The sequence below is a fragment of the Pseudomonas citrullilanati genome (genome assembly GCF_030580855.1).
GTDB classification, from domain to species: Bacteria; Pseudomonadota; Gammaproteobacteria; order Pseudomonadales; family Pseudomonadaceae; genus Aquipseudomonas; species Aquipseudomonas citrulli.
Genome location: NZ_JAUQOP010000017.1, coordinates 25,486 through 38,246 on the forward strand (window position 1 = coordinate 25,486; position 12,761 = coordinate 38,246).

7 protein-coding genes are annotated in these 12,761 nt (G+C 63.2%); all 7 read left to right on the plus strand.

Annotation, left to right across the window (positions count from 1 at the left end; translation table 11 throughout):
- The 7 genes from aroK (at position 1) to gbpA (ending at position 12,745) form a co-directional block, all read left to right on the plus strand.
- Entirely contained in the window at positions 1-519 is a 519-nt protein-coding gene (aroK, locus tag Q6A48_RS13350; protein WP_042731985.1) for a shikimate kinase AroK, read from the plus strand.
- A 144-nt stretch (positions 520-663) separates the two neighbouring features.
- Entirely contained in the window at positions 664-1,764 is a 1,101-nt protein-coding gene (gene aroB, locus Q6A48_RS13355) for a 3-dehydroquinate synthase (RefSeq protein ID WP_304554574.1), read from the plus strand.
- A 10-nt stretch (positions 1,765-1,774) separates the two neighbouring features.
- A complete protein-coding gene (locus tag Q6A48_RS13360) occupies positions 1,775-3,364 on the plus strand; it encodes an AAA family ATPase (RefSeq protein ID WP_304554575.1) in 1,590 nt (529 codons plus the stop codon).
- A 349-nt stretch (positions 3,365-3,713) separates the two neighbouring features.
- Complete coding sequence (gene gltB / locus Q6A48_RS13365; RefSeq protein ID WP_304554576.1) at positions 3,714-8,162, plus strand: glutamate synthase large subunit; 4,449 nt, start codon at positions 3,714-3,716, stop codon at positions 8,160-8,162.
- Between the two features lie 33 nt (positions 8,163-8,195).
- Entirely contained in the window at positions 8,196-9,614 is a 1,419-nt protein-coding gene (locus Q6A48_RS13370; protein WP_304554577.1) for an FAD-dependent oxidoreductase, read from the plus strand.
- Positions 9,615-9,881: 267 nt separating this feature from the next.
- On the plus strand, positions 9,882-10,949 hold the full coding sequence (gene hemE, locus Q6A48_RS13375) for a uroporphyrinogen decarboxylase (RefSeq protein ID WP_304554578.1): 1,068 nt from the start codon (positions 9,882-9,884) through the stop codon (positions 10,947-10,949).
- Positions 10,950-11,281: 332 nt separating this feature from the next.
- Positions 11,282-12,745, plus strand: a complete 1,464-nt coding sequence (gene gbpA / locus Q6A48_RS13380; RefSeq protein WP_304554579.1) for an N-acetylglucosamine-binding protein GbpA — start codon at positions 11,282-11,284, stop codon at positions 12,743-12,745.
- The last annotated feature ends 16 nt before the right edge of the window (positions 12,746-12,761 follow it).

Here is a 12,761-nt window from a genome sequence, read left to right on the forward strand (position 1 = left end):
GTGCGAAATTTGATTCTTGTAGGGCCGATGGGGGCTGGAAAAAGCACCATCGGCCGTTTGCTGGCCAAAGAGCTGCGCCTGCCGTTCAAAGATTCCGACAAGGAAATTGAATTGCGCACGGGCGCCAATATCCCATGGATCTTCGACAAGGAAGGCGAGCCGGGCTTTCGTGACCGTGAGCAGGCGATGATCGCCGAGCTGTGCGCGTTCGAAGGCGTGGTGCTGGCCACCGGTGGCGGCGCGGTGATGCGCGAAGCCAATCGTCGGGCGCTGCACGCTGGCGGACGGGTGGTCTACCTGCACGCATCGGTGGAACAGCAGGTCGGCCGCACGGCCCGTGACCGGAACCGGCCGTTGCTGCGCACCGCCGATCCGGCCAAGACCCTGCGGGACCTGCTGGAATTGCGTGACCCGCTGTACCGGGAGATCGCCGACCTGGTGGTGGAAACCGATGAACGGCCGCCGCGGATGGTGGTGCTGGACATCCTCGAGCGCCTGCAACAACTACCTCCTCGTTAATGCGCCTGGCGAAATGCGCTATCCTCGACGTCCCGTCCTGGCCTGCCTGTGGCGTGGCAGATGGCCATCGGACGGCGTCGGATCACCGTGGACTTTCGTTAATTGCAGGCAGGACGCCTGCTTCCATCTTCACTGTGGGGACACATGCAGACACTTAAGGTCGACCTGGGCGAGCGCAGCTACCCGATTCACATTGGCGAAGGTTTGCTGGACCAGCCTGAACTGCTGGCCCCGCATATCGCCGGCCGACAAGTGGCGATCATCTCCAACGAAACCGTCGCGCCCCTGTACCTGGAGCGCCTGGCTCGCACCTTGTCGGCCTACTCGGTCATTTCCGTGGTGTTGCCCGACGGCGAAGCGTTCAAGAACTGGGAAACCCTGCAGCTGATCTTCGATGGCCTGTTGACCGCGCGGCACGACCGACGGACCACGGTCGTGGCCCTGGGCGGCGGCGTGATCGGCGACATGGCCGGTTTTGCCGCCGCCTGCTACCAGCGCGGCGTGGATTTCATCCAGATCCCCACCACGCTGCTTTCCCAGGTCGACTCCTCGGTGGGTGGCAAGACCGGCATCAACCATCCGCTGGGCAAGAACATGGTGGGTGCGTTCTACCAGCCCAACGTGGTGCTGATCGATACCGCTACCCTCACTACCCTGCCGGCCCGCGAGCTCTCCGCCGGGCTGGCGGAAGTCATCAAGTACGGGCTGATCTGCGACGAGCCGTTCCTGGGATGGCTGGAAGAGCACGTCGACCGCCTGCGCGCCCTGGATCAAACGGCGCTGACCTATGCCATCGAACGCTCCTGCGCCGCCAAGGCCGCCGTGGTCGGTGCCGATGAACGGGAGTCGGGGGTGCGTGCCACGCTCAACCTCGGCCACACGTTCGGCCACGCCATCGAAACCCATATGGGCTATGGGGTCTGGCTGCATGGCGAGGCGGTGGCGGCGGGCACGGTCATGGCCCTGGAGATGTCCGCGCGGCTGGGCTGGATCAGCGAGCAGGAGCGTGATCGCGGCATTCGCCTGTTCCAGCGCGCCGGGCTGCCGGTGGTCCCGCCCGAGGAGATGACCGAGGCGGATTTCCTCGAACACATGGCAATCGACAAGAAAGTGATCGACGGTCGTCTGCGTCTGGTGCTGCTGCGCCGCATGGGCGAAGCGGTGGTGACCGACGATTATCCGAAAGAGGTTCTACAGGCCACGCTGGGAGCGGACTACCGCGCCCTGGCTCAGCTTAAAGGTTAATAAGATTCCGATGACTAGTTTGCATGCCGACGAGGCTTTCCTCGGCCATTTCCAGTTGAGTCATGACCCTTTTGCACCTCGGGTCCCGGGCTTCAAGTTCTTTCCTGCCCAGCGCAAGCCCGTACTGGGCCAGTTGCATCACCTGGCGCGCTACAGCCAGTTGCTGCTGGTGGTGACCGGTCCCCAGGGCAGCGGCAAGACCCTGCTGCGCCAGGCCCTGGTGGCCAGCACCAACAAGCAGTCGGTGCAGAGCGTGGTGGTGTCGGCCCGCGGCGCCGGAGATGCCGCCGGTGTACTGCGCCAGGTGGCCGAGGCACTGAATGTGGCCCAGGCCGAAATCGGTGCGATTCTCGACCAGATCGTGCAGCTGGCGCTGACCGGTCAGGAAGTCTACCTGCTGGTGGACGATGCCGAGCAGCTCGACGAATCGGCCCTTGAAGCCTTGCTGGCCCTGGCGGCCGGCGCGCCGGAAGGGCGTCCCCATGTGTTCCTGTTCGGCGAGTCGTCGCTGATCGCCGAGCTGGACCAGTTGAGCCTCGAGGAAGAGCGTTTCCACGTCATCGAACTGGCGCCCTACACCGAGGAAGAGACCCGCGAATACCTGGCCCAGCGTCTTGAGGGGGCTGGCCGGGGTATCGAACTTTTCACCGCGGATCAGATCTCTGAGATTCACCAAAGCGCCGAGGGCTGGCCTGGCAACATCAACCAGGTTGCCCGCGATGCCCTGATCGAAGTCATGATCGCCAGCCGCTCCGCGGTGAAGCGTCCAAGTATGGGGTTCAACATGCCGAAGAAACACGTATTGGCGATTTCCGCCGTGGTCGTGGTCGCGGTCGCCGCCGCCTGGCTGATGCCGGGTCGCAACAAGGCACCTGCCACCGGCACGCCTGCCAACGAACAGGCACAACTGCCCCTCGGCCAGGGCACGCCACAACCCAACGGTGGGGCGCCGGCGGTGGAATTCGCCGGCAATACCCAGCCGATGCCGCTGCCGCTGGTCGGCCAGTCGCAACCGGTCATGCGTGGCCCCCTGGCCGAAGCCGCCGGCGGGATTACCGAAGGCGACGATGGCGCCGCACCGCCGATCGACGACAGCAGCGACACGCCGCCGACCGTGACCACCACCGCGCCGCCTGCGGGTGTGCCGGCCGGCCCGGCCCCGACACCTGTGCCGGCTCCGGCCGCCAAGCCGACCCCGGCACCGACCCAGCTGGCCACCGCCAAGCCCGCGCCAATGCCGGTACCGGCGCCTGCAGCCAAGCCCGCCGCTCCGGCGGCCAAGCCTGCCGCCCCGGCCCCGGCCAAGGCCGCCGGTGGCAACTGGTACGCCGGCCAGGCGCCGGGCAACTACGTGGTGCAGATCCTGGGCACCAGCTCGGAAGCCACCGCGCAGAACTTCGTCAAGGAACAGGGCGGCGAGTACCGCTATTTCAAGAAAGTGCTCAACGGCAAGCCGCTGTATGTCATCACCTATGGCAGTTTCGCCAACCGTGATGCCGCCGTTTCCGCCATCAAGGCCTTGCCAGCGAAGGTCCAGGCTGGTAAACCTTGGCCTCGCACTGTCGCCAGCGTCCAACAGGAACTGGCTGCAACTCGCTGATGATTCGGCGGCCTTACCCAGGCCGCCTCTCCCGGCACCTCAACATTTCCACAAGGGCGAGCGACCTTTCGGGCCGCGCGCCTTGTGGTGTCTGCGTCACAGTAGCGTTTGAGTCGTAGCGGTCGAACCCAAAAAAGTTTTGACTAGCACAGCATATAGCTTTAAACCTTTCACAAATGCGACATGAATTTGCGACAGTTCGTCGTCAAATTTGTGGGGCCCTGTGTCGGTGTGTACAATGACCTCCCTTTTGCCCCCGCAAAGCTGGCGTACGTTCGGCGCGGCATGCAACTGGTTGAATTGAAAAGAAATTTGCCTCGGCAAGAGGCAGCCTGGTGAGAAAGTGTCTATGAAAGCAGGTCTGTACCAACCAGATGAATTCAAGGATAACTGCGGTTTCGGCCTGATAGCCCATATGCAGGGCGAGCCCAGTCATACCCTTTTGCAAACGGCCATCGAGGCCCTGACCTGCATGACCCACCGCGGTGGGATCAACGCCGACGGCAAGACCGGTGACGGTTGCGGCTTGCTGATTCAAAAGCCTGACGAGTTCCTGCGTGCCATTGCCCAGGAAACGTTCGGCGTGACCCTGCCCAAGCAATACGCCGTGGGCATGGTGTTCTTCAACCAGGACCCGGTGAAGGCCGAGGCCGCTCGCGAGAACATGAACCGCGAGATCCTGGCTGCCGGCCTGCAACTGGTGGGCTGGCGCAAAGTGCCGATCGACACCCGTGTCCTCGGTAGCCTGGCCCTGGCGCGCTTGCCGCAGATCGAGCAGGTGTTCATCGCCGGCGAAGGCCTGAGCGACCAGGAGATGTCGATCAAGCTGTTCAGCTCCCGTCGTCGTTCGTCCGTGGCCAATGCCGCCGACACCGACCACTACATCTGCAGCTTTTCCCACAAGACCATCATCTACAAGGGCCTGATGATGCCGGCGGACCTTACCGCCTTCTATCCGGACCTGAGCGATGAGCGCCTGAAAACCGCGATCTGCGTGTTCCACCAGCGCTTCTCCACCAACACCTTGCCGAAATGGCCGCTGGCCCAGCCATTCCGCTTCCTCGCCCACAACGGCGAGATCAACACCATCACCGGTAACCGCAACTGGGCCCTGGCCCGTCGCACCAAGTTCGCCAACGACCTGATGCCGGACCTCGAAGAGCTCGGCCCATTGGTCAACCGCGTCGGTTCCGACTCCTCCAGCATGGACAACATGCTGGAGCTGATGGTGACCGGTGGCATCGACCTGTTCCGTGGCGTGCGCATGCTGGTGCCGCCGGCGTGGCAGAACGTCGAGACCATGGACCCGGACCTGCGGGCCTTCTATGAATACAACTCCATGCACATGGAGCCGTGGGACGGTCCGGCCGGGATCGTCATGACCGACGGTCGCTATGCCGTGTGCCTGTTGGACCGCAACGGCCTGCGCCCGGCGCGCTGGGTCACCACCACCAACGGTTTCATCACCCTGGCATCGGAAATCGGCGTCTGGAACTACCAGCCGGCGGACGTGATCGCCAAGGGCCGCGTGGGCCCGGGCCAGATCTTCGCCGTGGACACCGAAACCGGCCAGATCCTCGACACCGACGCCATCGACAACCGGCTCAAGTCCCGTCATCCGTACAAGCAATGGCTGCGCAAGAATGCCCTGCGCATCCAGGCGACCATGGAAGACAACGACCATGGTTCGGCGTTTTACGACGTCGACCAGCTCAAGCAGTACATGAAGATGTACCAGGTGACGTTCGAGGAGCGTGACCAGGTGCTGCGTCCGTTGGGCGAGCAGGGCTACGAGGCGGTCGGCTCCATGGGCGACGACACGCCGATGGCCGTGCTGTCGCAGCGCGTGCGCACCCCGTACGACTATTTCCGCCAGCAGTTCGCCCAGGTCACCAACCCGCCGATCGACCCGCTGCGCGAAGCGATCGTGATGTCGTTGGAAATCTGCCTGGGCGCCGAGCGCAACATCTTCCAGGAGTCGCCGGAGCATGCGTCGCGGGTGATCCTCAGCTCGCCGGTCATTTCCCCGGCCAAATGGCGCTCGCTGACCAACCTCGACCGTCCGGGCTTCGAACGCCAGGTCATCGACCTGAACTACGATGAAAGCGTCGGTCTCGAAGCGGCGATCCGCAATGTGGCCGACCAGGCCGAAGAAGCCGCGCGCGCCGGTCGCACCCAGATTGTGCTAAGCGACCGTCACATCGCCCCGGGCAAGTTGCCGATCCACGCCTCCCTGGCCACCGGTGCGGTGCACCATCGCCTGACCGAGAAAGGCCTGCGCTGCGACTCCAACATCCTGGTGGAAACCGCCACCGCCCGCGACCCGCACCACTTCGCGGTGCTGATCGGTTTCGGCGCCTCGGCGGTGTATCCGTTCCTGGCCTACGAAGTGCTCGGCGACCTGATCCGCACCGGGGAAGTGCTGGGCGACCTCTACGAGGTGTTCAAGAACTATCGCCGGGGCATCACCAAGGGCCTGCTCAAGATCCTCTCGAAGATGGGTATCTCGACCATCGCCTCGTACCGTGGCGCGCAATTGTTCGAGGCCATCGGCCTGTCCGAAGAAGTCTGCGAGCTGAGCTTCCGTGGCGTGCCGAGCCGCATCAAGGGAGCGCGTTTCGTCGACATCGAAGCCGAACAGAAAGCCCTCGCGGCCGAAGCCTGGAGCCCGCGCAAGCCGATCCAGCAGGGCGGTCTGCTGAAGTTCGTCCACGGCGGCGAATACCACGCCTACAACCCGGATGTGGTCAACACCTTGCAAGCGGCCGTGCAACAGGGCGACTACAGCAAGTTCAAGGAATACACCTCGCTGGTGGACAACCGTCCGGTGTCGATGATCCGCGACCTGCTCAAGGTCAAGACGCTCGATGCGCCGCTGGATATCAGCGAAGTGGAGCCGCTGGAGTCGGTGCTCAAGCGCTTCGACTCGGCGGGTATTTCCCTGGGCGCCTTGTCCCCGGAAGCCCACGAAGCCCTTGCCGAAGCCATGAACCGCCTCGGCGCGCGTTCCAACTCCGGCGAAGGCGGCGAAGACCCGGCCCGCTACGGCACCCTCAAGAGTTCGAAGATCAAGCAGGTGGCAACCGGCCGTTTCGGTGTGACGCCGGAATACCTGGTCAACGCCGAAGTGCTGCAGATCAAGGTGGCCCAGGGCGCCAAGCCCGGCGAAGGCGGCCAGTTGCCTGGCGGCAAGGTCAACGGCCTGATCGCCAAGCTGCGTTATGCGGTGCCGGGCGTGACCCTGATCTCGCCTCCGCCCCATCACGACATCTATTCGATCGAAGATTTGTCGCAACTGATCTTCGACCTCAAGCAGGTGAACCCGCAGGCGCTGGTCTCGGTGAAACTGGTGGCGGAAGCCGGCGTCGGCACCATCGCCGCCGGCGTGGCCAAGGCCTATGCCGACCTGATCACCATCTCCGGCTACGATGGCGGCACCGGCGCATCGCCGCTGACCTCGATCAAGTACGCCGGCGCCCCGTGGGAACTGGGCCTGGCTGAAACCCACCAGACCCTGCGCGGCAACGACCTGCGCGGCAAGGTCCGGGTACAGACCGATGGCGGCCTGAAAACCGGCCTGGACGTGATCAAGGCGGCGATCCTCGGCGCCGAGAGCTTCGGCTTCGGCACCGCGCCGATGATCGCCCTGGGCTGCAAGTACCTGCGCATCTGCCACCTGAACAACTGCGCCACCGGCGTGGCGACCCAGAACGACAAGCTGCGCAAGGACCACTACATAGGCACCGTCGACATGGTGGTGAATTTCTTCACCTACGTCGCCGAAGAGACCCGTGAGTGGCTGGCGAAACTGGGCGTGCGTTCGCTTGAAGAGCTGATCGGCCGCACCGACCTGCTGGAAATGATCGAAGGCCAGACCGCCAAGCAGCATCACCTGGACCTGAGCCCGTTGCTGGGCAGCGATCTGATCCCGGCGGACAAGCCGCAGTTCTGCCAGGTCGACCGCAACCCGCCGTTCGACAAGGGTGAACTGGCCGAGAAAATGGTCGAGATGGCCGCCTCGGCGATCAACGACCTGAGCGGGGCCGAGTTCGCCCTGGATATCTGCAACTGCGACCGTTCCATCGGCGCGCGGATCTCCGGCGAGATCGCCCGCAAGCATGGCAACCAGGGCATGGCCAAGGCGCCGGTGACCTTCCGCTTCAAGGGCACCGCCGGCCAGAGCTTCGGCGTCTGGAACGCCGGTGGCCTGAACATGTACCTGGAAGGCGACGCCAACGACTACGTGGGCAAGGGCATGACCGGCGGCAAGCTGGTCATCGTTCCACCCAAGGGCAGCGTCTACAGGACCCAGGACAGTGCCATCATCGGCAACACCTGCCTGTACGGCGCCACCGGCGGCAAGCTGTTCGCCGCCGGCACCGCGGGCGAGCGCTTCGCCGTGCGTAACTCCGGCGCCCACACCGTGGTGGAAGGTACCGGGGATCACTGCTGCGAGTACATGACCGGTGGTTTCGTCTGCGTATTGGGCAAGACCGGCTACAACTTCGGCTCTGGCATGACCGGTGGTTTCGCCTACGTGCTCGACCAGGACAACACCTTCGTTGACCGGGTCAACCACGAACTGGTGGAAATCCAGCGGATCAGCGGCGAGGCGATGGAAGCCTACCGCAGCCACCTGCAACGCGTACTGGACGAGTACGTCGAGGAAACCGACAGCGAATGGGGTCGTGAACTCGCTGAAAACCTCGATGACTACGTGCGTCGCTTCTGGCTGGTCAAGCCCAAGGCGGCCAACCTGAAGTCGTTGCTTTCCAGCACCCGTGCCAACCCGCAGTGATATGCGCCTGAAGAGTTTGATGAGGTTTTAACAATGGCTGAACGTCTGAATAACGACTTCCAGTTCATCGATGTCGGGCGCAAGGATCCGAAGAAGAAACTGTTGCGTCAACGCAAGAAAGAGTTCGTCGAGATCTACGAGCCTTTCAAACCCCAGCAGTCGGCCGACCAGGCCCACCGCTGCCTGGGTTGCGGTAACCCGTATTGCGAATGGAAGTGCCCGGTGCACAACTTCATTCCCAACTGGCTGAAGCTGGTGGCCGAGGGCAACATCCTCCAGGCCGCCGAGCTGTCGCACCAGACCAATACCCTGCCGGAAGTTTGCGGCCGGGTCTGCCCGCAGGACCGCCTGTGCGAGGGTGCCTGCACCCTGAACGACGGCTTTGGCGCAGTGACCATCGGTTCGGTGGAGAAGTACATCACCGACACCGCGTTCGCCATGGGCTGGCGCCCGGACATGTCCAAGGTCAAGCCGACCGGCAAGCGCGTGGCCATCATCGGTGCCGGCCCGGCGGGCCTGGGCTGTGCCGACGTGCTGGTGCGCGGCGGGGTGACGCCGGTGGTGTTCGACAAGAACCCGGAGATCGGTGGCCTGCTGACCTTCGGTATCCCCGAGTTCAAGCTGGAAAAGACCGTGCTGAGCAATCGTCGCGAAGTCTTCACCGGCATGGGCATCGAGTTCCGCCTGAACACCGAGGTGGGCAAGGACGTGACCATGGAGCAACTGCTCGCCGAATACGATGCGGTGTTCATGGGCATGGGCACCTACACCTACATGAAGGGCGGCTTTGCCGGCGAGGACCTGCCGGGCGTGTACGACGCCCTGGATTTCCTCATCGCCAACGTCAATCGCAACCTGGGCTTTGAAAAGTCGCCGGAAGATTTCGTCGACATGAAGGGCAAGAAGGTCGTGGTGCTGGGCGGCGGCGACACGGCGATGGACTGCAACCGCACGTCGATCCGCCAGGGCGCCAAGTCGGTGACCTGCGCCTACCGTCGTGACGAGGCGAACATGCCTGGCTCGCGCAAAGAGGTGAAGAACGCCAAGGAAGAGGGCGTGAAGTTCCTCTACAACCGCCAGCCGATCGCGATTGTCGGTGAAGACAAGGTCGAAGGTGTGAAGGTGGTCGAGACCCGTCTCGGCGAACCCGACGCCCGCGGCCGCCGCAGCCCCGAGCCGATCCCCGGTTCCGAAGAGATCATCCCGGCCGACGCCGTGGTCATCGCCTTCGGCTTCCGTCCAAGCCCGGCGCCGTGGTTCGAACAATTCGAGATCCAGACCGACAGCCAGGGCCGCGTCGTGGCACCTGAGCAGGGCCAGTACAAACACCAGACCAGCAACCCGAAGATCTTCGCCGGTGGCGACATGGTGCGCGGTTCGGATTTGGTGGTGACGGCGATTTTCGAAGGCCGTAATGCGGCGGAAGGAATCCTGGACTACCTGCAAGTCTGATCAGGCAACACAAAAAACTGTGGGAGTGAGCTTTGTGGGAGCAAAGCTTGCTCGCGATCCAGGCGCCTCGGTACCCAAGAGCGCGCGGTGGTTTCATCGCGGGCAAGCCTTGCTCCCACAAAACTGCTCCCACAGTGATGTCGGGTGGTGACGTAAATATTGCGTACACCGCGACAAATTGCCCCGATAGATAAAAGGCACGGCTCTTGCCGTGCCTTTTGCGTCGCGCTCTGAGAAAATGCCCGCACTTTTTTTCCGGATGCCGACATGACTGCCCTGAAGAACGACCGTTTCCTTCGCGCCCTGCTCAAGCAGCCCGTAGACGTCACCCCGGTGTGGATGATGCGCCAGGCGGGTCGCTACCTGCCGGAATACCGCGCCAGTCGCGCCAAGGCCGGCGACTTCATGAGCCTGTGCATGAACCCGCAATTCGCCTGCGAAGTCACGTTGCAGCCGCTGGACCGCTATCCGCAGCTGGACGCGGCGATCCTGTTCTCGGACATCCTGACCATTCCCGACGCCATGGGCCAGGGCCTGTATTTCGAGACCGGCGAAGGCCCGCGCTTCAAGAAAGTCGTCAGCACCCTGGCGGATATCGAGGCGCTGCCGATCCCCGATCCGCAGAAGGACCTGGGCTATGTCATGGACGCGGTCAGCACCATTCGCCGCGAACTCAACGGCCGCGTGCCGCTGATCGGCTTCTCTGGCAGCCCATGGACCCTCGCCACCTACATGGTCGAAGGCGGCTCGTCGAAAGACTTCCGCAAGACCAAGGCCATGCTCTACGACAACCCGCAGGCCATGCACCTGCTGTTGGATAAACTGGCGCAGTCGGTGACGTCCTACCTCAACGGCCAGATCCTGGCCGGCGCGCAAGCGGTGCAGATCTTCGACACCTGGGGCGGCAACCTGTCGGCGGCGGCCTACCAGGAATTTTCCCTGGCCTACATGCGCAAGATCGTCAGCGGCCTGATCCGCGAGCACGAAGGGCGCAAGGTCCCGGTGATCCTGTTCACCAAGAACGGCGGCCTGTGGCTGGAAAGCATTGCCGATGCCGGCGCCGATGCCCTGGGCCTGGACTGGACCTGCGACATCGGCAACGCCCGTGGGCGCGTGGGTCATAAAGTCGCCTTGCAAGGCAACATGGACCCGACCGTGCTGTACGCCAAGCCCGAGGCCATTCGCGCCGAAGTCGGTCGTATCCTCGCCAGCTACGGCAGCGGCAGTGGCCACGTGTTCAACCTTGGCCACGGCATCACGCCGGAAGTCGACCCGGAACACGCCGGCGCCTTCCTGCGGGCGGTGCATGAGTTGTCGGCGCACTATCACTCGTAAATTCGCACCGTGACCCAGCCTGTCCGGACCCGCGCCGGACAGGTTTTTTATTGCCCGTTGTTTATGGGGTCAACATCAAACGCCTCTATGACGGATGTATCTGTTTGTTGGTGTTGGATAACTGTTTCCATGAGTAAGAGTTTTCTTTTGTTGTGTGGGGGGAAATCTATTCAGAGATCATTCCTTCCCCCTTGGGAGATTTGCCCTACATAGCGAGGTTTCGAATTTCTATAAGGTTTCGGCGCTTGCAAGGTGCGGCGCGAAACGATCCGGCGTGCCTTTCAAGATGACGGTTATACGTCCTCAATCTCGATGACTAGTCTGGAACTTATATGAAAAACAACTTCAACAAGCGCAGTGCATTAACGGGGTGTGCTTCGTCTTTGGTTCTACTGTCGGCCCTGGCCGCGTCCCAGGGCGCATTGGCCCACGGTTACCTGGAAGTGCCGCCTTCGCGGGCATTGCTGTGCCAGCAAGGTGTCAACCAGAACTGCGGCGGCGCGCAATACGAGCCACAGAGTACCGGCGAAACCTTCAAGGGGTTCCCCAACGGCGCCGGCGGCGCGCCCTTGCAGGGACCTGTCGATGGCAAGATCGCCAGTGGCGGGGTCGCCCTGTATTCGGCCCTGGATGCCCAGTCCGCCACGCGCTGGCAGTTGACTGAAATCACCGATCGCAACATCGCCTTCAAATGGCAGTACACCGCCGTGCACCCGGCAACCAAGCATGAGTACTTCATCACCCGCGACGGCTGGAACCCGAACGAGCCGCTCAAGCGCGCTTCGTTCGACAGCGCACCGTTCTGCACGGTGGACGGCGGCCATCAGACTCCGGTGGGCGGCACCCCGCATCACTGCGTCATCCCCGACAGCAAGTCCGGCCATCACGTCATCCTGGCCGTCTGGACGGTGGGCGACACCGACAATGCGTTCTACAACCCGGCGGATGTGAACATCCTTGCCGAAGCCGCGCTGCCAGGCGGTTGGTTGCCGGTGGGCAGCATCGCGCCGTCGACCCCATTGCTGGTGGGTGACAAGGTCAAGGCCCGGGCGTTTTCCGCGACCGGCGAGCGCACCGAGTACAGCGTCGAGATCAGCATCGACAACGCCGAAGAAGGCAAGCCCGAGAACTGGTCGTTCAAACTGGCCGAAGCCATCAACCAGGCCCAGCCCCTGATCCGTGCAGGCATTCGTGACGACGCGGGCGACATCACGCCGGTCCAGGGCACCAACAAGCTGTACGCGCAGAAAGAAAGCGGCGTTACCCGCTACGAAGTGCAACTGCAAATGCAGGAAGACGCCAGCGCCAGCCTGGCGATTTCGTCCCTGCAGCCTGAATACGCCCTGGACAAAGGCCGGGTCACCATGACCTTCGCCGCCCAGGCGAATCGCCGGATGAACCTCGAAGCCACCTTGCTGGATGAGAAGAACAAGCAGGTCGGTCTGGTGACGGCCACCGGCGAGGGCACCACCACTTTGAACATGGATGTGCGCAGCGCCCCGGGCGCCCACACCCTGACACTGGTAGGCACTACCGAAGACGGTCGCACCACGCGCCAGGACACCCGCGAAATCACCCTGGGCGGTGAAGGCGCAGGTATCGAGTACGACTTCGTCTTCCCTGAAGGCATCAGTGACTACGCCGCCGGTACGAAAGTGCTGCAGCCGAAAACCGATGAAGTCTTCGAATGCAAGCCATTCCCTGCCTCCGGCTACTGCAAGCAGTACAGCCCGACGTCCAACGGTTTCGAACCGGGTGTCGGTGCTTCCTGGCAGAGCGCCTGGGACAAGCTGTAAGTCCTGACAGGCATGG

Excerpts from the sequence above, each read along its gene's own strand:
- Q6A48_RS13370 (WP_304554577.1), top strand. The coding sequence starts at position 8,196 with ATGGCTGAACGTCTGAATAACGACTTCCAGTTCATCGATGTCGGGCGC.
- gltB (WP_304554576.1), top strand. The coding sequence starts at position 3,714 with ATGAAAGCAGGTCTGTACCAACCAGATGAATTCAAGGATAACTGCGGT.
- aroB (WP_304554574.1), top strand. The coding sequence starts at position 664 with ATGCAGACACTTAAGGTCGACCTGGGCGAGCGCAGCTACCCGATTCAC.
- hemE (WP_304554578.1), top strand. The coding sequence starts at position 9,882 with ATGACTGCCCTGAAGAACGACCGTTTCCTTCGCGCCCTGCTCAAGCAG.
- gbpA (WP_304554579.1), top strand. The coding sequence starts at position 11,282 with ATGAAAAACAACTTCAACAAGCGCAGTGCATTAACGGGGTGTGCTTCG.
- Q6A48_RS13360 (WP_304554575.1), top strand. The coding sequence starts at position 1,775 with ATGACTAGTTTGCATGCCGACGAGGCTTTCCTCGGCCATTTCCAGTTG.